The organism is Pseudomonas sp. p50(2008) (assembly GCF_015351605.1).
Classification (GTDB): Bacteria; Pseudomonadota; Gammaproteobacteria; order Pseudomonadales; family Pseudomonadaceae; genus Aquipseudomonas.
On record NZ_JACMYF010000006.1, the window covers coordinates 140067 to 162045 of the forward strand.

Here is a 21979-nt window from a genome sequence, read left to right on the forward strand (position 1 = left end):
AATCCCGAAGACAGCCGTTCATGAGCCGCATTCGCCAGCACAATCTGCACGTCATTCTGGAGGCCGCCAGCGCAGAGTTCGCCGCCAAAGGCTTCGACGCCACCCAGACGCGGGACATCGCAGCGCGGGCGGGTGTGCCTAAGGCCAATCTCTATTACTACTTCCGGAGCAAGGAAAGTCTTTACGCCAAGGTGCTTCTCGGGTTTGTCGAGCCACTGCTTGAAGCCTCGGCGGTGCTGCGCGAGAGCGATGATCCCGTGACAGGGTTGCAGGCCTACATTGCCGCACGGATCCGGATCGCCCGGGAGCATCCGCATATTGCGAAGGTGTTCAGTGGGGAGTTGTTACTGGGAGGCCGGCAATTGCCCGAAGAATGTCGGGACCTGCTGTATGCCGAGGCACGACGCAATGTCGAATGCCTGCGCAGCTGGATTGCTCGGGGGTTGCTGGCGCCAGTGGACCCGGAGCACCTGATGTTGTTCATCTGGTCGGCGACGCGCACCTATACCAACCTGGGTTGGCAGATGGCGCATATCACAGGTCGGGAGACGCCGCGGGATGAGGATTATCGGGATGCAGCGGCGACCGTTACCCGCTTGGTGCTGGGCGGTGTGGGGCCGGTTGCGGTGAATGAGGGGAAGCGGTTGATGTTTGCGACTTGAGATTGTTGGGAATTGTTGGGGACTGCTGCACCGTCCCGCTCGGCTGCGCAGCAGTCGTCGCTTCATCCCTCGCCATCGATAAACGATTTCAGAATTTGATTTCGCCGGCCGGTATAACGTCGATTCGGGCGACCGAGCCCGTCAAGTGCGCCAGATCTTTGTTGTGTTCGGCAATGATGTCTTCAGCGGCCATATTCCCGTTGTCCACCGTCGAATGTGCATCGGCGGCGAGCACCACGTCGTAGCCCTGTGTGTGGGCCTGGCGCACGGTGGCATTTACGCAATAGTCGGTTTGCAGCCCGCAGATGATCAGGCGGTCGACATCCCTCTTTTGCAACAGCGCCCCCAGATTGGTTTGGTAGAAAGAATCTCCCGTGGTTTTGCGTACGCGCAGGTCCTCATCTGAGGTCACCAGCCCTTCTGCGAGTTGCCACCCTTCGCTTTTGAATTGCAGCAAGTCGCCCTCTTCCTCGTGCTGGATGAGGATGACGGGGATGTTGGCTTTTCTGGCCTTGGCACTGAGTCCGTTGATGGTGTCGATGATGCGTTTGATATCGAAGCATTCGTATTCGCCGACACACAGAGCGCGCTGTACGTCGATGATCAGCAGGGCGGTGCTCATGGTCTTCCTTCCTTGAAATGTCGGTGGGACAAGGGGACAGAAAATAGATCCGTCCCCTTCTAAAAACAACCCTTAATAACCGAGCGACAACCCGGTGTTGCGTCGTGGGTCGTTCGCGCCGTAGAAACGGTTTTTGCCGACCGGTTTGCCTTCCAGCGAAGGGGCGCCGACCAGAATGGCCGCCACGTGGTTGGCATCCTGCGGCCCGGCGAACTTGTGGCCCATGGCTTCGAGCATCTTCACCGTGTCGGGACTGGTGGTGAAGGTTTCCAGGTTGGTTTCTTCCGGCAGCCATTGCTGGTGGAAACGTGGGGCATCGACCGCTTCCTGAATGTTCATGCCGTAATCGATCACGTTGAGGATGGTCAGCAACGTCGCGGTGATGATGCGGCTGCCACCGGGGGTGCCGACGACCATCACCACCTTGCCGTCCTTGGTGACGATGGTCGGACTCATCGACGACAACGGCGCCTTGCCGGGGGCGATGATGTTGGCTTCACCCTGGACCAGGCCGTACATGTTCGGCACGCCGATTTTCGAGGTGAAATCGTCCATCTCATCATTGAGGATGACCCCGGTTTTACTGGCCATGACGCCAGCACCGAACCAGTCGTTTAGGGTGTAGGTCACCGACACCGCGTTGCCCCATTTGTCGACGATGGAATAGTGCGTGGTGTTGCTGCCTTCATGGGGCGCGACGCCGGGTTTGATCTCGCGGGAAACGCCGGCTTTTTTAGGGTCGATGGCCGCGCGGATTTTGGTCGCGTAGTTTTTATCCAGCAGGTGCTCGATCGGATTCTTCACGAAGTCCGGGTCGCCCAAATAGCTGTTGCGGTCCACATAGGCGTGGCGCATGGCTTCGATCTGGTAGTGCATGCCCTGGGCCGAACGGTAACCCAGGTCTTTCATTGGGTAGCCGTCGAGGATGTTCATGATTTCGCAGATGACCACGCCACCGGAGCTTGGCGGGGGTGCCGAGACCACGTGGTAACCGCGATAGTCGCACTCCACCGGAGCCAGTTCGCGGGTCTTGTATTTGTCGAGGTCGGCCTGGGTGATGATGCCTTTGTTGGCCTGGCTGGACGTGACGATGGCGTCGGCGACCCACCCTTTGTAGAAGCCGTCAGCGCCTTTCTCGGAAATTTCCCGCAGGGTTTTGCCGAGGTCTTTTTGCACGAGCTTCTGGCCGACCTGCATCGGTTCGCCATTGCTCAGGAAGATCGAGCCGGAGTCCTTGATGTCTTTCTTGAAGACATCGGTGGCGTACTCCAGCAAGTCGACATCACCCTGCTCCAGCACAAAACCGTCTTCAGCCAGTTTGATCGCCGGGGCGATCACGTCCTTGCGGGGTTTGGTACCGTATTTGGACAGCGCCAGCTCCATGCCTGACACAGTGCCCGGCACGCCGACCGCCAGGTGGCCGCGGGTACTCAGATCAGGGACGACATTGCCCTCTTTGTCGAGGTACATGTCGGCAGTCGCCGCCAGAGGGGCTTTTTCGCGGAAATCGAGGAAGGTCTTGCGTCCATCGGCCAGCTGGATGGTCATGAAACCACCGCCGCCCAGGTTGCCCGCTGCGGGATACACCACCGCCAGCGCGTAGCCGACCGCGACGGCTGCATCGACAGCGTTGCCGCCGTTCTTGAGCACATCGACACCCACGTGACTGGCCAGGTGCTGGGCAGTCACGACCATGCCGTTTTCGGCCGCGACCGGGGCCACGGAAGCCGCGTAAGTACTGAGGCAGCTGAGCGCCAAAGAGGTCGCTATCAGCGATTTGGCAAAAGGTTCGAACTTCATGATTCGGTCTCTTTTTTTGTTTTTTGGCTCTGCCCAGGACAGAGGGAACGCTTCAGGAGCAGTAGCCAGTATGGCTAAGATTGCGTATTGCGCCTCCCCGACCAGGCAGTATCCTTAACGCTTGTTCAACAAATCGGCGCGGCCTGCGATATGACCTACACCTGCACAACCCTGGCGTCCCCGGTCGGTGAGCTGAAGCTGGTCGCGAATGGCTCACGCCTGGTCGCCATCCTCTGGGAAAACGACGCACCGGGCCGCGTGCGACTGGGGTCCATGAGCGAATCGACGGACAATCCGATCCTTTTGCGCACGGCCGAACAGCTGCGCGAATATTTTGCCGGCACCCGTGATCACTTCGAGCTGGAGCTGGAATTTGCCGGTACGGAATTTCAGAAGAAGGTCTGGGCAGCGCTGTTGACGATTCCGTTCGGCGAGACCCGCAGCTATAGCCAGATCGCCCAGCAGATCGGCAACCCGAGCGCGGTTCGGGCAGTGGGGGCGGCGAACGGGAAGAATCCGATATCGATTGTCGCGCCGTGCCATCGGGTGATTGGGGCGTCGGGGAAGTTGACGGGGTTTGCGGGGGGGCTGGAGGCGAAGGCGTTGTTGTTGCGCCTGGAGGGGGCCAAGCGGTCAGGTACCGGCATGACCGGCGATCTGTTCGAGCAACCAATACATAACGTGTAGCAGCTGCCGAGGCTGCAAGGCTGCGTCCGACTGCGCAGCAGTCGCAAACCTTACGCAACGGTGTGTCAGTCAAACGACAGCGCCAGAGAATACGACTGCTGCGCAGTCGGACGCAGCCTCGCAGGCTCGGCAGCTGCTACAGGGATCGTGGGCGCTCAAGGTCAGGTCGTTGCGAAGATGTTTTTCATCGCGGCGTACTGCAACAACATGATGGTCTTGGCGTCGCAGATTTCACCGCGGTAGAAAGCGTCGAGCGCGTCGTCGAATGTCCACTCCAGCACTTCGAGCTCTTCGGTTTCTTCCTCCAGTCCGCCGCCCTCGCTGACCTTCGAGGCAGCGTCATATTCGGCGATGAAGAAGTGCAGTTTTTCAGTGACTGAACCGGGGCTCATGTACGCCTCGAACACCTTCTGCACGTGGTGCACGCGATAACCGGTTTCTTCCTCCGCTTCATCGCGGATACGCTCTGCCGGCGCTGCGCCTTCGAGCAGCCCCGCCGCGACTTCGACCAGCAAGCCGTCATGCCCGTTGACGAACACCGGCAAGCGGAACTGGCGAGTCAGTACGACGGTTTTCTTCGCACGATTGAACAGCAGAATCGCCGCGCCATTGCCGCGGTCATAGACCTCGCGGGTCTGGCGCTGCCACTCGCCGTTGTTGCGAAGGTAATCAAAGGTGATTTTCTTCAGCAGGTACCAGTCCTGAGACAACACCTGAGACTCGACGATGTTGACCCGCTCGGCAGTGGTGGACATGACAATGCTTCCCTATTTCGTCAGAAAGCCGACATCTTAGGCGAAAACTCGCCTCAGGAAAGCTGCGCTTCGTACTCCTTCACGTACTGCCCCGCCAGCGTTTCCTTCTGTTTGTCGTCCAAAAGTTTGCCGGCCATCTGGAAGAACTTCTGCTCTTCTTCCTTCAGGTGGTGATGGACCTTTTCGGACAGTTTCTTCGCCATGGCGAGCCAGGCCGGGCTGGACATCTCGGTCTCGTCGAGGGTTTCCATCATCTCGTCCATCTCGTGGTGTTCAGAGATGGCATGGCGGCTGAGGTCGACGCCGTTGTCGAACTCCATCAGCGGAATGTAGAAATGCCGCTCTTCTGCGGTTTCGTGGGCCTGCAGTTCCGCCTTCAGCTGCTTGTAAGCTTCGACCCGCTCAGGGGTGTCGCCGCTGGTCTTGATCAGCGCGTCGGCATAGGTACGTTGACGGTCGTGGCTTTCACGCAAGGCTTCAAAAATATTCACGGAGTGTCCTCATCGGCAGCGTTCTCGAATGACGCTATTTAGGCTAGACATTCGCGCTGCAGCGACAGTTCCACGTGAAGATCTGGATCAATCACCCGTCGTCGCGCTACGCTTGCGCCCTTCTCTCATGGCCATAAGGATTTAGCTGATGACACTGCGGATTGAACAATCGCAAGACCCCACGGACGACGAACGCCAGGCGATTCGCCTGCCCTTGCGCGCCTACAACGCCTCAAAGGCTGGCGTCACGGTCGACGAGCCGATTGCCTTGCTGGTGCGCGATGAGCACGACGACATTCTCGGCGGGTTGTACGCCTCGGTGTTCTATCAGTGGATGTATATCGAGCTACTGTCGGTGCCGGAACACGCGAGGGGTCAGGGATTGGGATCACGGCTGATGCAGATGGCCGAAGACCTGGCACGGGAGAAGGAATGCGTCGGGATCTGGCTCGACACCTTCGAATTCCAGGCGCCGGGCTTTTACAAGAAGATGGGTTACAGCGAGCTGGGACATATTGCCGATTACCCGCCGGGGCACAAGCGCTTCTTCTTTCAGAAGCGATTGATCAACGACGTTTAGCGACTGCGCCAATTATGTAATCGACACCTGATCCTTGTAGGAGTGAGCCTGCTCGCGATAGCGGTAGGTCATTCAACATTTATGTCGACGGACCTACCGCTATCGCGAGCAGGCCCACTCCTGCAAGGGGGATCAGGCTGAATTCAGAGGCAGGTCGCCAGCGCCGCCAACCGGCGCTTGGCAACGAAATCATCCTGCTGCGCGTAGTAGCTCAGCACCGTCCCCGAAGCATCCAGGGTCACGTCCACGAAAGACTCCGCCGCACGGGTGTAAACGGTCGTCCCACCCTTCTCGCCCGGCTGCAGGTAGGCGCCGGCATCGTCACCAAACACCGCTTCGTCCTGCCAGGAAAACTGCACGCACTGGGCAACGACTTTTTCCGGCTTGTCCGACTTCAGGGTTTTGTACGGGGTTTTGGTGCGAGCATCGTTCATCACCGAGCCGGCGCAACCCGCCAGCAAGGTTGCAGCCAGCGCCACCATCAGAATTCGCATTGCATTCGCTCATCAGGAAAAAAGCGGACTGTATCACCCGGGCAAGGCGTTTCGTTCTGCTTTACTTCATATATAACGCGACACCGGAGGGCGATTCGCGCACCCTGTCGCGCCATTAACCTCGCAACGCCCCATTTCCGGGCGCATTTTCTGGAAAGGCCATGACACCCAACGCCGAATACTACAAACCCACCGCTGAATATGCCGACAAGCTGATCAGCCAGATTGGCCAGACGCCGTCCTGGATCGCCAAGCGCATCGGGGTGACCGACAAGCGCATTCGCTACATCCTCGACGGCGAACGCACCGTCAAAGGCGAAACCACGCCGATCCAGATGACCTATCCCGAGCAGTTTGCCCTCGAATGCCTGGCCGCAGCAGCCAAGGCCAGCAAGAAGCAATCCACGTAGTTTCGTTATCAAGGAGCGACCATGGCGGCAACCGAACAGCAACACGAGCAAGCGCTAGAGAAGTTTCTCGATGAGCGTCCTGAACTGCGCGTCGAACTCGACAACCTCAATCCGCTATTGGCTCAGGCCAAGGGCGAAACCGCGGCGCAGTTTCGCGACGAACGTTTGCATGAAGCCTTTGAAGCCGAGGCTGAGCGGCTTGGATTGTTTGCCTGGGAGCTCACGCTGCAACTGACCGCCGAGACTGATCAGGACTATCAGGCGCAGCGTCTGGAAGTGCACAAGGAAGTGGCCGAGATGGCGGGTATGGACTGGCTGGAATATTGCGAGTTATATGGACTGGGCAAGTAACCCTGTTTTTGAATGCCTATTCACGACTGCTTCGCATCCGAACGCAGGCTTCGCCAGCTGCTACACGGAGAGTGTTTTGCCTGAGGACGACCGTCGCCAATGCTGCCATCCCTCTCCACTGAACGCGCCAGCCCGGGCCATCTGCATGCCAGGAAATGGCGCGGACGCATCGGCCTGTCGCTGGTTGCCGGCCTATCGGTGCTCGCCGGCATGACTGACGCCATCGGCTTCATGGCCAGTGGCGATTTTGTCTCGTTCATGAGCGGCAACACCACCCGCCTCGCGGTGGCCATCAGCGACGGAGACATGGGGCTGACCCTGCGTTTGCTGATCCTCGTCGCCACCTTCATCCTCGGCAACGCGTTGGGTATTGTCGTCAGCCGCCTCGGTGGGCGCCGGGCGCTGCCTTTGTTGCTGTGCATCGCCATGCTGCTCTGTGGTGCGGCAGCCTGGCCTTATGACGATCAATTGCCAGCGCTGCTGGCCGCGATCATCGCCATGGGCATGCTCAATGCGGCCGTGGAAGAAGTGAATGGCCTGCCGGTCGGGTTGACGTACGTCACCGGCGCGTTGTCGCGGTTTGGTCGTGGCCTTGGACGGTGGATGCTGGGCGAACGACGCAGCGGCTGGCGGGTGCAGTTGATCCCGTGGACCGGGATGTTTGCCGGCGCGGTGCTGGGCGCGTTGCTCGAGCATCATCTCGGGCTCAAGGCGCTGTTTGTCAGCGGGCTGCTGGCTGGGGGGATCGGGGTGTTGTCCTTGATGATTCCGCGGCGCTGGCAGTTGGGTTATATGCCGCGCTGAGCCCAATGTAGGAGCTGCCGCAGGCTCTGTGTATCTGACGAGTAGCTTCCAGGCAAAGCCCCTTAGCCGCCCCACCGATAAAGCTTTATCATGCACGCAGTTTTGCTGATCGAGTCCGCCATGAAGTTCGCCATTGCGCTGTTTTCCGCCGCCCATGCGCCCTCCTCGCGCCGCGCCTTGCTGTTCGCCCAGGCTGCGTTGGCTGGGGGGCATGAGATTGTCCGGCTATTTTTCTACCAGGATGGCGTCTACAACGCGTCCGCCAGCGTGGTCACCCCGCAGGATGAGCTGGATGTGCCCCGGCAATGGCGCGCCTTTGTCACCGACCATCAGCTCGACGGTGTGGTGTGCATCGCCGCGGCCCTGCGCCGTGGCGTACTGAACGAGGAAGAGGCCAAGCGTTATCAACGCGACGCTGTATCGGCAGGCGCGCCTTGGGAATTGTCCGGTCTGGGTCAGTTGCACGACGCAGTGCAGGACGCCGACCGCCTGATCTGTTTTGGAGGCGCGTGAGATGCCCAAATCCTTGTTGATCATCAGCCGCCAGGCCCCCTGGTCCGGGCCGAGCGCGCGGGAAGCACTGGACATCGTCCTGGCTGGCGGCGCCTTCGATCTGCCCATCGGCCTGTTGTTTCTCGATGACGGCGTGTTTCAGCTCGCGGCAAAACAGGACGCCAAGGCCCTGCAACAGAAAGACCTGAGTGCAAACCTGCAGGCCTTGCCGATGTTCGGTGTCGAGCAATTGTTCGTCTGTGGCGACAGCTCGGCAGCGCGAGGGCTGGAGGGTTTTGCACTGGCAGAAGCCCAAGTGCTGTCCGCCGCTGAAATCACCGCACTTATTGACCGTTACGACCAGGTGATCACCCTCTGATGTCGACTTTGCATGTGTTGTCTCATTCCCCTTTCGGCGACGATCGCCTGACCAGTTGCCTACGTGTTATCGGCACCGACGATGGGCTGCTGCTGTCGGGCGATGCGGCGTACGCCTTGCAGCCAGGCACTGCACCCTTCGCCGTCTTGAGCGCCCGTGGCCTGAAACTGTTCGTGCTGGCAGAAGATGCTCAGGCACGGGCGATTTCGGTTCCAGACTGGGCGATCGGCGTGGATTATCCGGCCTTCGTCGACCTGTCGATCCACTACGACAAGGTCAACAGCTGGCTATGAATTCGCTGACAGTCGGCGCCCGCGCCATCGAACTGGACAAGGACGGTTTCCTGGTCGAACTCAGTGACTGGTCTGCCGACGTGGCGAGTGCCCTGGCGGCGGTGGAAGGCATCGAGTTGAGTCCTGATCACTGGGAAGTCCTCGAACTGCTGCGCAGCTTTTACGCCGAATTCCAGCTGTCCCCGGCCACGCGCCCGTTGATCAAGTACACCGCATTGAAGCTCGGCCCGGAAAAAGGCAACAGCCTGCACCTGAACCGACTGTTCAAAGGCACCCCTGCCAAACTCGCCGCAAAACTGGCGGGCCTGCCCAAACCGACGAATTGCTTATGACCGACTACCCAGCGCTGACCCTCGAAACGCCCGCCGAGCATCCGTTCGCCCAGTTCGTGCGCATCCTTGGCAAAGGCAAGCGCGGCGCGCGTGATTTGACCCGCGAGGAAGCCCGCGAAGCCATGGGCATGGTGCTCGACGACAAGGTCGAAGAGACCCAGCTCGGCGCATTCCTGATGCTGCTGCGGCACAAGGAAGAAAGCGCCGAGGAAATGGCCGGGTTCACCGAAGCCTTGCGTCAGCGCCTGAATCCACCGGCAATGGCGGTCGATCTGGACTGGCCGACCTACGCAGGTAAAAAACGTCATCTGCCGTGGTACCTGCTCGCGGCCAAATGCCTGGCGCAGAATGGCCTGCGGATTTTCATGCACGGCGGCGGCGCGCACACGGCCGGTCGGTTGTACAGCGAGCAACTGCTGGCGCAATTGCAGATCCCGCTGTGCCGCAACTGGCAACAGGTGGGCGCCGCGCTGGATAACGGCGGGCTGGCATTCATGCCGCTGGTGGACTGGGCACCGCAGTTGCAACGGATGATCGACCTGCGCAACACCTTGGGGCTACGTTCGCCCATCCATTCATTGACGCGAATCCTTAATCCGCTGAGCGCCCGTTGTGGCTTGCAAAGCATCTTCCACCCCGGCTATCAGGCGGTGCATCGCGATGCCAGCGGCTTGCTCGGCGATACCGCGATCGTGGTGAAAGGCGACGGCGGCGAGATCGAGATCAACCCGGATGCCGACAGCCACTTGTACGGCACAACGGGCGGCGAAAGCTGGGACGAGGAATGGCCACAGCTTTCCAGCCAGCGTCACGTCAAACCCGCCTCGCTCGACCCTGAGCATTTGAAAGCGGTGTGGCGTGGTGATGTGGTCGACAGCTACCCGCAAATGGCATTGATCGCGACCATGGCCCTGGCGCTGCGCGGCCTCGGTCAAACCCGGGAGCAGGCCTTTGAAACGGCTCAACACTACTGGGACGCTCGGGACAGATCGATTTAACCGATCATAACCGCCCAACCTTTGCGCTTTTTGTTCGAACCTATGCGCATAGACTCCTCTCCAACGCTTATTGATTGAGGAGTCTTGGACATGGGTTTGTTAGTAGAAGGACGCTGGCAGGACCAGTGGTACGAAAGCAGCAAGGACGGCGCGTTTCAGCGTGAACAGGCGCAGCGTCGCCACTGGGTGACCACCGACGGCCAGCCCGGCCCGAGTGGCATCGGGGGCTTTGCGGCTGACGCCGGGCGCTATCACCTCTACGTCTCGCTTGCCTGTCCGTGGGCGCATCGCACGTTGATCCTGCGCAAACTCAAAGGCCTCGACAGCTTGATCGACGTGTCGGTGGTCAGTTGGTTGATGCTCGAAAACGGCTGGACCTTTGACCAGTCGCTCGGCTCCACCGGCGACAAACTCGATCACTTCGACTTCATGCATCAGCGCTACACCGCCGACACGGCTGACTACACCGGGCGTGTCACCGTGCCTGTACTGTGGGACAAGCAACAAAATCGCATTGTGAATAACGAATCGGCGGAGATCATCCGCATGTTCAACAGTGCATTTGATGAGTTGACCGGCAATGACCTGGACTTCTACCCGGCGCCATTGCGTGGCGAGATTGATGCGCTGAACGAGCGTATTTATCCCGCGGTTAACAACGGCGTGTACCGCGCAGGCTTTGCCACGTCGCAGCAGGCGTACGAAGAAGCATTCGATGAGGTGTTTGCCGAGCTGGACCGATTGGAGTCGTTACTGGGCGCCAATCGTTACCTGGTCGGGGAATATTTGACGGAGGCGGACATTCGGCTGTTCACCACGTTGATTCGCTTTGATGCGGTGTATCACGGGCATTTCAAATGTAACCTGCGGCGGATTGCCGACTATCCGAACTTGTCGAACTGGCTGCGCGAGCTTTATCAGTGGCCGGGAATTGCCGAGACGGTGAACTTTGAGCACATCAAAAAGCACTACTACGGCAGCCACAAGACGATTAATCCGACGGGGATTGTGCCTAAGGGGCCGGCGCAGGATTTCAATGCACCGCATGATCGGGCGCGGTTGAGTGGGAAAGGGGTTTGGCGTAAGGCCTGAGATCTGGAAATGATCTGATGGCCTCATCGCGAGCAGGCTCACTCCTACATTGGATCTGTGTTAAGCACAAAATTTGTGGCTTCACACGGTCGAAATGTGGGAGTGAGCCTGCTCGCGATGGGGTCCACTCGGTCTTCAGACCTGCGCCTGAGCGCCCTCGAACCACGCCAGTTTTTCGCGCAGTTGCACCACTTCCCCGACGATCACCAAGGTGGGCGCATGCACTTCGTGCTCCGCCACCAGCCGAGGCAGGTCCGCCAGGGTGCCGGTGAATACCCGCTGATTGACGGTGGTGCCCTGCTGGATCAGCGCCGCCGGCGTATCGGCTGCTCGGCCATGCTTGATCAATTGCTCGCAAATGATCGGCAAGCCCACCAGCCCCATGTAGAACACCAGGGTTTGCGCCGGTGCCACCAGATCGGCCCAAGGCAAATCAGTGGAGCCATCCTTCAGGTGCCCGGTGACGAACCGCACTGACTGCGCGTAATCGCGGTGCGTCAGCGGAATACCGGCATACGCCGCGCAACCGCTGGCTGCCGTGATACCCGGCACGACCTGGAACGGGATGCCATGGGCCGCCAGCTCTTCGATCTCTTCACCGCCACGACCGAAGATGAACGGATCACCGCCCTTCAAACGCACGACGCGCTTGCCAGCCTTGGCCAGATCTACCAACTGCTGGTTGATCTGATCCTGCGGCACTGTGTGATCGGCGCGACGCTTGCCGACGTAAACCCGCTCGGCATCGCGACGGCACAAATCCAGAATCGCCGGCGCGACCAAACGGTCGTACAGCACCACGTCGGCTTGCTGCATCAGACGCAAGGCGCGGAAAGTCAGCAGGTCCGGATCACCCGGCCCGGCACCGACCAAATACACTTCACCGGTTTTTGCTGGCGGCTCGCCAGCGATTTTCGCCAGCAGCAAGCGCTCGGCTTCAGCGCCCTGCCCAGCCAGTTGCCGGTCGGCAATCGGGCCCTGAAACACATCTTCCCAAAACGCCCGGCGCTGCTGCACATCCGGAAGCAGGTTTTTGACCTGAGTACGAAAGCGCGCAGCCAGGCCGGCCAGTTGTCCGTAGGTGGAAGGAATCCAGGTTTCCAGCTTCGCCCGGATCAACCGCGCCAGCACCGGTGCATCGCCGCCACTGGAGACGGCGATGATCAGTGGGGAACGATCGACGATCGCCGGGAAGATCACGCTGCACAGGGCTGGCGCGTCCACCACATTGACCGGGACACAGCGCCGATGAGCATCGGCGGAGACTTGCGCGTTCAGCGGCTCGTCATCGGTGGCGGCAATGATCAGCCCGCAACCGTCCAGATCCGTCTCAATATAACCGCGCAACATGCACTCGCCACCGCTGGCGGCAACCAGTTCGCGCAATTGCGGTTCGATTTCAGGTGCAACCACGCGCAGCAGAGCACCGGCTTCGGCCAGCAGGCGGGATTTGCGCAAGGCAATCTCCCCCCCACCGACGACCAACACACGACTGCCGCGAAGGTTGTGAAACAGCGGCAGATAGTCCATTTAGCCGATGACCTCCAGGCCACCCATGTACGGCTTCAGCACGTCCGGCACACGGATCGAACCGTCGGCCTGCTGGTAGTTCTCCAGCACGGCAACCAGGGTACGACCGACCGCCAGGCCGGAACCGTTCAAGGTGTGAACCAGCTCAGGCTTGCCCGTTTCCGGGTTGCGGAAACGCGCTTGCATACGACGGGCCTGGAAGTCGCCGCAGTTGGAGCACGACGAAATCTCGCGGTACTTGTCCTGGCTCGGGATCCACACTTCCAGGTCGTACGTCTTGACCGCACTGAAACCCATGTCGCCGGTGCACAGCGCCAGGGTGCGATAAGGCAGCTCGAGCAGTTGCAGGACTTTCTCGGCGTTGGCGGTCAGGCCTTCCAGCGCTTCCATCGACGTCGACGGCTCAACGATCTGGACCATTTCGACCTTGTCGAACTGGTGCTGACGAATCATCCCGCGGGTATCACGACCGGATGCACCGGCTTCACTGCGGAAGCACGGCGTGTGCGCGACGAACTTGATCGGCAGCAATTTCGAATCAACGATTTCGCCGGCAACAATGTTGGTCAGCGAGACTTCGGCCGTCGGAATCAGGTACAGATCCGCTTCACCTTCGCGAGCGATCTTGAACAGGTCTTCTTCGAACTTCGGCAGCTGACCGGTGCCTTGCAACGCTGGCGCCTGGACCAGGTAAGGCGTGTAAGCCTCTTCGTAACCGTGTTCGGTGGTGTGCAGGTTGATCATGAACTGCGCGAGAGCGCGGTGCAGACGAGCGATCGGGCCGCGCAGCAGGGCGAAACGGGCGCCCGACAGTTTGGCGGCGGTTTCGAAGTCCAGCCAGCCGAACTTCTCGCCGAGGGCCACGTGGTCCTGAACCGGGAAATCGAACGCGGTCGGGGTGCCCCAACGGCGCACTTCGACGTTGTCGTCTTCATCCTTGCCGACGGGCACGGATTCGTGGGGCAGGTTCGGGATGCCGAGCAGGATCGAGTCCAGTTCGGTCTGGATCGCGTCCAGCTCCACTTTACCGGCGCTCAACTCATTCGCCATGCGCTCGACATCAGCCATCAGCGGCGCAATGTCTTCACCGCGCTGCTTGGCCTGGCCGATGGATTTGGAGCGCGCATTACGGTCAGCCTGCAGTGCTTCGGTGCGGGTCTGGACGGTCTTGCGCTGTTCTTCCAGCGCTTCGATGCGCGCAACATCCAGGGCAAAGCCACGGGATGCCAGGCGGTCCGCTACGTCCTGAAGGTTGCTACGTAACAGTTTGGAATCGAGCATGTCGGTCTCTCGTTATCAAAGTTTGGTCAAGGACAGGCCAGCCCACGTGGCGAGCAGCCCGCCGAATACGCTGATGGCAGCATAGCCCAGGGCCAGAAGCACTTGCCCGCTTTCCAGCAGGCGCACCGTATCCAGTGAAAAGGATGAAAAAGTCGTCAGCCCCCCGAGGAAGCCGACCATCAACCCGGCGCGCACCTCGATGGGCACCTCCGGGCGTATCAAAAACAGACCGTATAGAACGCCGATCAGCAAACAGCCGATGATATTAACGGCCAGCGTCGCGGTATAGAAGTGCCGCGGCCAATTAGCGTTGACCCAATTACCGGTGCCGAAGCGCAACAAGGTGCCAGCGATCCCGCCGACTGAAACTGCAACGATCAGAGGAAGCATTATTTTCTCCGCTGCCGAAGGCTGAGACGGTCCAGTTGCGCGAGGTGATTGAGCTTCTCGCCGATCTTCAATTCCAGACCTCGCGGCACCGGCTGGTAGAACGGCTGGGGCGCGAGTTCTTCCGGGAAGTAATCTTCGCCGGCGGCGTAGGCGTCCGGCTCGTCATGGGCATAACGGTATTCGTCGCCGTAACCCAGTTGCTTCATCAGCTTGGTCGGCGCGTTGCGCAGGTGCAGCGGCACTTCGAGGGAGCCGTGTTCGGTGGCGCTGCGCAGGGCCGCTTTAAAGCCCATGTACACCGCATTGCTTTTGGGTGCGCACGCCAGATAGGTAATGGCCTGGGCCACGGCGAGTTCGCCTTCGGGGCTGCCGAGCCGTTCTTGCACCTCCCATGCCGCCAGGCACAGGCTCAGGGCGCGCGGATCGGCGTTGCCGATGTCTTCACTGGCCATGCGCACGACGCGCCGGGCCAGGTACAACGGATCGCAACCGCCATCGATCATTCGCGCGAACCAGTACAACGCGCCATCGGGGTTGGAGCCGCGTACGGATTTATGCAGCGCAGAAATCTGGTCGTAGAACGCTTCGCCACCCTTGTCGAACCGCCGGCGGGTATCGCCCAGCAGGCTCTGCAACAAGTCCGTGCCGATTTCGCTGTTGTCTTCAGCCAGGTCCGAGGCGTTTTCCAACAGGTTGAGCAGACGCCGACCGTCGCCATCGGCGGCCGACAGCAGCATCTGAAAGCCTTCGTCGCTGAGGGTCAACTGGCGCTTGCCCAGACCCCGTTCTTCGGTCAGCGCGCGGTGCACCAGTTTGCGCAGCGCCGCTTCGTCGAGGCTTTTGAGCACATACACGCGGGCCCGGGAGAGCAAGGCGTTATTGAGTTCAAACGAGGGGTTTTCGGTGGTGGCGCCGATGAAGATCAGCGTGCCGTCTTCGACATACGGCAGAAAGGCATCCTGCTGGGACTTGTTGAAGCGATGCACTTCATCAACAAACAGGATGGTGCGCTTGCCGTATTGCCCGGCCTGTTGCTTGGCAATTTCTACGGCTTGACGGATTTCCTTCACGCCAGCGAGTACCGCCGAGACAGTTTCAAAGTGCGCGTCCGACACTTCCGCCAGCAGCCGTGCAAGGGTGGTTTTGCCGACCCCTGGAGGCCCCCAGAAAATCATCGAGTGCAGGGCTCCCTGCTCCAGCGCTTCGCGCAAAGGCTTGCCACGCGCCAGCAGGTGTTCCTGACCGACGTACTCATCCAGATTGGCGGCGCGCAGGCGGGCGGCCAATGGTTGAGCGATCGGGGCGCTGCGAAACAGGTCCATCACTGCTTTTGAAACCTCGGGTTAATACAACTCTCTTAAGCCTGCTGGAAACCTGTGGCGAGGGGATTTATCCCCGTTGGGCCGCGAAGCGGTCCCAAACTCTACTAGTGCGGTGTAACAGGAGTACCGCATGCAATGGTTTCGCGACTGCTGCGCAGCCGAACGGGGATAAATCCCCTCGCCACAAAAGCTCGCTCCCGCAGGTACTGTGGTTACTCCTGGATCACGTCCGCACCCTTGGGGATGTCGAACTTGAACTTGGACGCCGGAATCGGCTCGTTGGCCTTCACGCCGGTGAACAGGATATTGGTGCGCTGGCCGACACTGTCGATCAGTTGCATGTCATTGACCAAGCCATTGCGGAACGACAGGCGCAGGCTGTCGAACAGCGTGTCCTTGGTTTTCGGCTTCAAGGTGAAGTCGATCACGCCGCCGGCTTCCTTGGCGCTGATGTCGAAGCTCTGGCTGATCTTGGAAACATCACCGGACAATAAAAGCGCCGGCGTCTGGGTCAGACGCTGGTCGAGGTTCTTGATCGTGACCTGTTCCAGGTCCGGGTCCCACAGGGATACCTTCTTGCCATCGGACACCATCAGTTGTTCCTGCGGCGCATCGGTGTGCCAGTAGAACAGGCCGGGGCGCTGCAAGGACATCTGACCGGCGGTTTCCTGCAACTGTGTGCCGCTGCCATCAAGGGTCAGCTGGGAAAAACGGGCGCTCAGGGTCTGGGATTTTTCCAGCAGTTGGGTCAGACGTGCCACGTCCTTGTCATCGGCGTGGGCCGAGAGCGTGGTCAAAGCCAGTACCGGCAGCAACAGCATGCGGATAAGACGCATGGGAGTCCTCATAACATTCGTGGGAGTGCGGGCGACGTCTGATAACGCCGCCCTTTTCAATAGCTGATCAGTCGCGAACCGGGCCTGGCGCCAGGACTTCGCGGGAACCGTTGGTGTTCATGGACGTCACGACGCCGGCCATTTCCATGGCTTCGATCATGCGTGCGGCGCGGTTGTAGCCGATCTTCAGCTTGCGCTGTACTGCGGAAATGGAAGCACGGCGGCTTTCCAGGACGAACTGCACGGCTTCGTCGTAGAGCGCATCGGTTTCGGCATCGTCATCACCGCCGCCACTGCCGCCATTTTCAAAGCCACTGCCGGCCTCTTCGACACCGGCGAGAATGTCATCGTTGTATTCCGGGGCGCCGCGCAGTTTCCACGCTTCGACCACCCGGTGAACCTCGTCATCGGAAACGAACGCACCATGAACACGGATCGGCAGACTGGTGCCCGGCGGCATGTAGAGCATGTCACCGTGGCCAAGCAATTGCTCGGCGCCACCCTGGTCGATGATGGTCCGCGAGTCGATCTTGCTCGACACCTGGAACGCCATACGGGTAGGAATGTTTGCCTTGATCAGGCCGGTGATCACGTCAACCGACGGACGCTGGGTCGCAAGGATCAAGTGAATACCCGCGGCCCGCGCTTTCTGGGCGATACGGGCGATCAGTTCTTCGACTTTCTTGCCGACGATCATCATCATGTCGGCGAATTCGTCGACCACCACCACGATGGTCGGCAGCTTGGTCAGCAACGGCGCTTCATCGTGAATGCTTTCGCGTTTGTACAGCGGATCGGTCAACGGTTCGCCGGCATCCTGGGCTTCCTTGACCTTGGCGTTGAAGCCCGAAAGGTTACGCACGCCCATCTTCGCCATCAGTTTGTAGCGGCGCTCCATCTCCGCCACGCTCCAGCGCAGGGCGTTGGCCGCGTCCTTCATGTCGGTCACGACCGGGCACAGCAGATGCGGAATACCTTCGTAGATCGACAGCTCAAGCATTTTCGGGTCGATCATGATCAGCTTGGCGTCTTCCGGGCCAGACTTGAACAGGATCGACAGGATCATCGCGTTCACACCCACCGATTTACCGGAACCGGTCGTACCGGCCACCAGCAAGTGCGGCATCTTCGCCAGGTCGGTGATGACCGGCTTGCCGCCGATATCGTGTCCCAGCGCCAGCGTGACCGGCGACTTGAAGTTGTCGTACTCGGGGGTCGACAGCACTTCGGAGAAGCGCACGATCTGGCGGTCTTCGTTAGGAATCTCGATACCGACCGTGGTCTTGCCCGGAATCACTTCCACCACACGCACACTGGTCACTGCCAGCGAACGCGCCAGGTCTTTTGCAAGGTTGGAAATGCGGCTGACTTTGACGCCCGCTGCAGGCTGGATTTCGTAACGGGTAATCACCGGGCCCGGGTGAATGGAATCCACCGAGACTTCCACGCCGAATTCCTTGAGCTTGATTTCCAGCAAGTGGCCAACCGCGGCCAGGGATTCGGGCGAATAATTGAGCTGTTTCTTTTCTGCAGGGTCGAGAATCGAGATCGGCGGCAACGTGCCTTCCACAGCGCTGTCGACGAACAACGGCGCCTGTTTCTCTTTTTCCACGCGCTTGCTGGGGGCGGCAGGTTTCGGTGGCGCCGGGGCAATCACTGGCGGCACCTGCTTCTCGCGGTCGGACATGTGCTTGCTCAGGGCCTGCTCACGTTCGATCAGGCGTTCCTTGACCTTGGCCTGTTCACGCTTGTCGGTCACGGTTGGCGCGACCACGTCGTGGACGCGGTCGTCGACTTCACGCAGTTGCGCGACCAGTTGCTTGCGTTCGACGCGAGCGGCCCACCAGCGATTGGCGGCGCCCTGGAACAGTTCGAAAAGGTCGAGGGTAATCTTGCCGGTGACGTCCATCACCTTGAACCAAGACAGGTCGGTGAATACCGTCAGGCCGAACAGGAACAGCGCGATGAACAGCAACGTGCTGCCCTGGATGTTCAGCGCATTGCGGGCCAGATCGCCCAGGCTCTCGCCCAGCGCGCCCCCGGCACCGGCGGGAAGACCGGTTGCGGCATGGAAATGGATGTGAGCCAAAGCAGCGCCCGACAGCACCAGGAACACCAGGCCGATCAGCCGCCAGGAAAACAGCCAGCCGCTCCACTGCCACGGCTCGTGACGCTGACGGAAAATCTGCCAGGCCTTGACTGCCAGCAACAACGGGAAGATGTAGGCGAAGTATCCCAGCACCATGAACAGGATATCGGCGCTGTAGGAACCGGCGGGGCCGCCGAAATTCTGCACATCATCGATCTTGCTGTTGTGGCTCCAGCCCGGATCGTCCTTGCCATACGTCAGCAAGGCCATCATCAGGAACAGGCACAAGGCACCGATGGCGATCAATGCACCTTCCTTGAGTCGGTAGTGCAATTGCTGCCGCCAGAGCGGAACGACGACTGTTTTAGGTGCTGCGGTGGATTTCTTCAAAACGCTACTTTTCCTGCGCCAATGGCGCGTCCATCTGTTGAATGACTATAAAAACTGCCCAATCCAGGCAGGTAAAAAAGTGAACAGGCGCAACTGGGACTACTTTTAACACTGCACCCGCGTTTTGATAAACACGGGATGCACTGCTTTTTTAAAACATGCACTGTTACAAGCAGGCATTGTACGGGTTTGTTCGTCTGATGCCATGCTCGCAACCCCTGGAAGCAACATAGCAAACGGCACATCACCTACGGTTCAATTTGAGCATGCATTCTCTTTTGTGACAAAGGCTTATGAGGTGTATTTATGAGCGAAGCGAAGCATTCCCGCCTGATCATTCTGGGTTCCGGACCGGCCGGTTACAGCGCCGCTGTGTATGCCGCCCGCGCCAACCTCAAACCCGTTGTCATCACCGGCATACAGGCAGGAGGCCAGCTCACCACCACCGTGGAAGTCGATAACTGGCCCGGCGACGTCGAAGGCCTTACGGGCCCGGTGCTGATGGAGCGCATGCAAAAACACGCCGAACGCTTTGACACAGAGATCGTTTACGACCACATCCATACCGCCAAGTTGCAACAACGCCCGTTCGAGCTGATCGGCGATGGCGGGACCTATACCTGTGACGCGCTGATTATCGCCACGGGCGCATCGGCGCAGTACCTGGGGTTACCCTCGGAAGAGGCGTTTGCCGGCAGAGGCGTTTCGGCGTGCGCCACCTGCGACGGGTTCTTCTATCGCAATCAGGTGGTCGCGGTAGTGGGCGGTGGGAATACGGCGGTTGAAGAAGCTTTGTACCTGTCGAACATCGCGAAGGAAGTGCACCTGATCCACCGTCGCGACAAACTGCGCTCGGAGAAAATCCTCCAGGACAAACTGTTCGAGAAAGCCGCCAATGGCAATATCCGCCTGCACTGGAACCAGCATCTGGACGAGATACTGGGCGACGCCAGCGGCGTCACAGGCGCCCGCCTGCGGGACAGTCTCACCGGGGAAACCAGTGATCTGCCGGTGACCGGCGTATTCATCGCCATCGGACACAAACCCAATACCGACCTGTTCGAAGGCCAGCTGAGCATGCGCGACGGCTACCTGCGGGTTAAAAGTGGCAGCGACGGAGACGCCACTTCCACCGAAATTCCCGGTGTGTTTGCAGCGGGCGATGTCGCCGACCATGTTTACCGCCAGGCAGTTACATCTGCCGGTGCCGGCTGCATGGCCGCGCTGGACGCCGAAAAATTCCTCGACGACATTCCCGCCGTTTGACGGCAAACTTCACGACGGGCCTGACAACCCGCCACCGCCCTCCCCTTCTGCAAGCCCGGATGCCATGCTGACTTGGTTACAACGCAACACCCTGACCTTCCCGCCGCTGGACAAAGCCATGCGCGATCCCAACGGTCTCCTGGCCGCGGGCGGCGATCTGTCCGCCGATCGTTTGATCCAGGCTTACCGTCATGGGTGCTTTCCCTGGTTCTCCGAAGGCCAGCCGATTCTCTGGTGGTCGCCGGACCCTCGCACAGTCCTGTTTCCCGACGAACTGCATATCTCGCGCAGCCTGAACAAGTTGCTGCGCCAACAGCGCTATCAGGTGACGTTTGATCAGGATTTCGAAGCGGTCATCCGCGCCTGTGCTGCGCCGCGCGATTACGCGGACGGCACCTGGATCACCGAAGCGATGCAAAACGCCTACCTCGAACTGCACCGGCGTGGTTACGCGCATTCGGTCGAAGTCTGGGACCAGGGCGAGCTGGTTGGTGGCCTCTATGGATTGGCAATGGGGCAACTGTTTTTCGGCGAGTCGATGTTCAGCCGCGCCGACAACGCGTCGAAATTTGGCTTTGCCACACTGGTCCAACACCTGAAAGACTCAGGTTTTGTACTGATCGATTGCCAGATGCCGACCGACCATCTGCACAGCCTTGGTGCGCGAGCCATTCCACGCCGTGAATTTGCCGGCTATCTGACGCAGCACCTGGACCAACCCAACCGCGCCACATGGGTTTGCTGAGCGACTTTGACGCGCGTGGCTTACACTTATTCAAAAGCGCTTACACTTATTCAAAAGATTATCGAGGGTTGATCATGACCGAGTTGGCGCGCTTGAAGTTTTATGCCACTCAGCCCCACTCTTGCAGTTATCTGCCCGAAGAGCAGGCCACCACCCTGTTCCTCGATCCTAGCCAGCCCATGGACGTGCATGTCTACGCAGATCTGTCCGAAATGGGTTTTCGGCGTAGTGGCGATCACCTCTATCGGCCCCATTGCCAAAATTGCAATGCGTGCGTTCCAGCGCGCATTCCTGTTGCCAATTTTTTACCCAACCGCCGGCAGAAGCGCATTTTCAAACGTAACCTCGATGTGCAGGTACGCCCCGCCAAACCCAAGTTCACCGAAGAATACTTCGATCTCTATCAGCGCTATATCGAGCAGCGTCACGCCGACGGGGACATGTACCCGCCGAGCCGTGATCAGTTTTCCACGTTCCTGGTACGCGACCTGCCGTTTTCCCGGTTTTATGAATTCAGACAAGAAGGCCGGCTGCTGGCCGTCGCCGTAACGGACCTGCTGCCTAACGGGCTTTCGGCGGTTTATACCTTTTACGAGCCTGCCGAAGAACGCCGCAGCCTGGGGCGTTACGCGATCCTCTGGCAAATCGCCGAGGCCCAGCGCCTGGGGCTGGAAGCGGTGTACCTGGGTTACTGGATCAAAAACTGCAAAAAGATGAGCTACAAGACTCAATATCGCCCTATCGAACTGCTGATTAACCAGCGCTGGGTCATCCTGAACTAGAGCAATCCCTAAACCCCTTGGCTTAAACCCCATTTTTCGGGCACAATGCACGCCGCTTTTGCCTGGCGCAGTTGCACCGGGCCATTCATTGGACACCGAGGGCTTT

At 59.7% G+C, this 21979-nt stretch carries 26 protein-coding genes; 15 read left to right on the top strand and 11 right to left on the bottom strand.

The features are described from left to right. Positions 1–20 precede the first annotated feature (20 nt). Positions 21–662 (top strand): TetR/AcrR family transcriptional regulator, encoded by a 642-nt coding sequence (locus tag H7698_RS17885; protein ID WP_194692335.1) that lies wholly within the window; start codon positions 21–23, stop codon positions 660–662. Positions 663–750: 88 nt separating this feature from the next. On the opposite strand, the gene H7698_RS17890 is transcribed toward H7698_RS17885, so the two are convergent. Both H7698_RS17890 and ggt read right to left on the bottom strand, forming a co-directional pair. After that, positions 751–1284, bottom strand: a complete 534-nt coding sequence (locus H7698_RS17890; RefSeq protein WP_194692336.1) for a cysteine hydrolase family protein — start codon at positions 1282–1284, stop codon at positions 751–753. 72 nt (positions 1285–1356) lie between these two features. Continuing rightward, a complete protein-coding gene (gene ggt, locus H7698_RS17895) occupies positions 1357–3084 on the bottom strand; it encodes a gamma-glutamyltransferase (RefSeq protein WP_162438526.1) in 1728 nt (575 codons plus the stop codon). A gap of 150 nt (positions 3085–3234) precedes the next feature. On the opposite strand from ggt, the gene H7698_RS17900 reads away from it, so the two are divergent. Then, positions 3235–3771: a methylated-DNA--[protein]-cysteine S-methyltransferase gene (locus tag H7698_RS17900; RefSeq protein ID WP_194692337.1), complete on the top strand. Its 537-nt coding sequence runs from the start codon at positions 3235–3237 to the stop codon at positions 3769–3771. A 161-nt stretch (positions 3772–3932) separates the two neighbouring features. Here H7698_RS17900 and H7698_RS17905 read toward each other — a convergent pair whose 3' ends face one another. Next, positions 3933–4526, bottom strand: a complete 594-nt coding sequence (locus H7698_RS17905) for an NUDIX domain-containing protein (protein WP_194692338.1) — start codon at positions 4524–4526, stop codon at positions 3933–3935. Between the two features lie 53 nt (positions 4527–4579). After that, entirely contained in the window at positions 4580–5017 is a 438-nt protein-coding gene (locus H7698_RS17910; protein WP_194692339.1) for a hemerythrin domain-containing protein, read from the bottom strand. Between the two features lie 148 nt (positions 5018–5165). On the opposite strand from H7698_RS17910, the gene H7698_RS17915 reads away from it, so the two are divergent. After that, positions 5166–5597, top strand: coding sequence for a GNAT family N-acetyltransferase (locus H7698_RS17915; RefSeq protein WP_194692340.1), 432 nt, complete (start codon positions 5166–5168; stop codon positions 5595–5597). Positions 5598–5740: 143 nt separating this feature from the next. Here H7698_RS17915 and H7698_RS17920 read toward each other — a convergent pair whose 3' ends face one another. After that, entirely contained in the window at positions 5741–6091 is a 351-nt protein-coding gene (locus H7698_RS17920; protein ID WP_162438530.1) for a hypothetical protein, read from the bottom strand. Between the two features lie 161 nt (positions 6092–6252). Between H7698_RS17920 and H7698_RS17925 the strand changes: the two genes are divergently transcribed. From H7698_RS17925 to H7698_RS17965, 9 genes are all read left to right on the top strand, one after another. Next, positions 6253–6501, top strand: coding sequence for a hypothetical protein (locus tag H7698_RS17925; RefSeq protein ID WP_162438531.1), 249 nt, complete (start codon positions 6253–6255; stop codon positions 6499–6501). Positions 6502–6522: 21 nt separating this feature from the next. Further along, entirely contained in the window at positions 6523–6852 is a 330-nt protein-coding gene (locus H7698_RS17930; protein WP_162438532.1) for a DUF6388 family protein, read from the top strand. 99 nt (positions 6853–6951) lie between these two features. Further along, positions 6952–7656, top strand: a complete 705-nt coding sequence (locus H7698_RS17935; protein ID WP_162438533.1) for a YoaK family protein — start codon at positions 6952–6954, stop codon at positions 7654–7656. 120 nt (positions 7657–7776) lie between these two features. Further along, positions 7777–8169: a sulfurtransferase complex subunit TusD gene (gene tusD / locus H7698_RS17940; protein ID WP_162438569.1), complete on the top strand. Its 393-nt coding sequence runs from the start codon at positions 7777–7779 to the stop codon at positions 8167–8169. A gap of 1 nt (position 8170) precedes the next feature. After that, positions 8171–8527 (top strand): sulfurtransferase complex subunit TusC, encoded by a 357-nt coding sequence (gene tusC / locus H7698_RS17945; RefSeq protein ID WP_194692341.1) that lies wholly within the window; start codon positions 8171–8173, stop codon positions 8525–8527. Beyond that, positions 8527–8820, top strand: coding sequence for a sulfurtransferase complex subunit TusB (gene tusB, locus H7698_RS17950; RefSeq protein ID WP_194692342.1), 294 nt, complete (start codon positions 8527–8529; stop codon positions 8818–8820). Before tusC ends, tusB begins: the two co-directional genes overlap by 1 nt. Next, the gene (locus tag H7698_RS17955) at positions 8817–9152 is read left to right on the top strand and encodes a TusE/DsrC/DsvC family sulfur relay protein (RefSeq protein ID WP_194692343.1); all 336 of its coding nucleotides are present in this window, start codon (positions 8817–8819) and stop codon (positions 9150–9152) included. Before tusB ends, H7698_RS17955 begins: the two co-directional genes overlap by 4 nt. Continuing rightward, positions 9149–10150, top strand: coding sequence for a glycosyl transferase family protein (locus H7698_RS17960; RefSeq protein ID WP_162438537.1), 1002 nt, complete (start codon positions 9149–9151; stop codon positions 10148–10150). Before H7698_RS17955 ends, H7698_RS17960 begins: the two co-directional genes overlap by 4 nt. A 90-nt stretch (positions 10151–10240) precedes the next feature. Further along, a complete protein-coding gene (locus H7698_RS17965) occupies positions 10241–11242 on the top strand; it encodes a glutathione S-transferase family protein (protein WP_194692344.1) in 1002 nt (333 codons plus the stop codon). Positions 11243–11377: 135 nt separating this feature from the next. On the opposite strand, the gene cysG is transcribed toward H7698_RS17965, so the two are convergent. The 6 genes from cysG to H7698_RS17995 all read right to left on the bottom strand — a co-directional run bounded on the left by cysG (position 11378) and on the right by H7698_RS17995 (position 19080). Further along, on the bottom strand, positions 11378–12772 hold the full coding sequence (cysG, locus tag H7698_RS17970; protein ID WP_194692345.1) for a siroheme synthase CysG: 1395 nt from the start codon (positions 12770–12772) through the stop codon (positions 11378–11380). After that, complete coding sequence (serS, locus tag H7698_RS17975) at positions 12773–14053, bottom strand: serine--tRNA ligase (protein ID WP_162438540.1); 1281 nt, start codon at positions 14051–14053, stop codon at positions 12773–12775. 15 nt (positions 14054–14068) lie between these two features. Continuing rightward, on the bottom strand, positions 14069–14443 hold the full coding sequence (gene crcB, locus H7698_RS17980; protein WP_162438541.1) for a fluoride efflux transporter CrcB: 375 nt from the start codon (positions 14441–14443) through the stop codon (positions 14069–14071). Continuing rightward, complete coding sequence (locus tag H7698_RS17985) at positions 14443–15765, bottom strand: replication-associated recombination protein A (protein ID WP_194692346.1); 1323 nt, start codon at positions 15763–15765, stop codon at positions 14443–14445. The genes crcB and H7698_RS17985 overlap by 1 nt, the downstream gene beginning before the upstream one ends. Before the next feature lie 212 nt (positions 15766–15977). After that, positions 15978–16601, bottom strand: coding sequence for an outer membrane lipoprotein chaperone LolA (gene lolA / locus H7698_RS17990; protein ID WP_162438543.1), 624 nt, complete (start codon positions 16599–16601; stop codon positions 15978–15980). Positions 16602–16668: 67 nt separating this feature from the next. After that, positions 16669–19080, bottom strand: a complete 2412-nt coding sequence (locus H7698_RS17995; protein WP_162438544.1) for a DNA translocase FtsK — start codon at positions 19078–19080, stop codon at positions 16669–16671. Positions 19081–19386: 306 nt separating this feature from the next. Here H7698_RS17995 and trxB point away from each other — a divergent pair, with 306 nt between their 5' ends. The 3 genes from trxB (at position 19387) to H7698_RS18010 (ending at position 21873) form a co-directional block, all read left to right on the top strand. Beyond that, complete coding sequence (gene trxB, locus H7698_RS18000) at positions 19387–20346, top strand: thioredoxin-disulfide reductase (protein WP_194692347.1); 960 nt, start codon at positions 19387–19389, stop codon at positions 20344–20346. Between the two features lie 64 nt (positions 20347–20410). Beyond that, on the top strand, positions 20411–21091 hold the full coding sequence (gene aat, locus H7698_RS18005) for a leucyl/phenylalanyl-tRNA--protein transferase (RefSeq protein ID WP_162438546.1): 681 nt from the start codon (positions 20411–20413) through the stop codon (positions 21089–21091). Positions 21092–21165: 74 nt separating this feature from the next. After that, the gene (locus H7698_RS18010) at positions 21166–21873 is read left to right on the top strand and encodes an arginyltransferase (RefSeq protein ID WP_194692348.1); all 708 of its coding nucleotides are present in this window, start codon (positions 21166–21168) and stop codon (positions 21871–21873) included. The last annotated feature ends 106 nt before the right edge of the window (positions 21874–21979 follow it).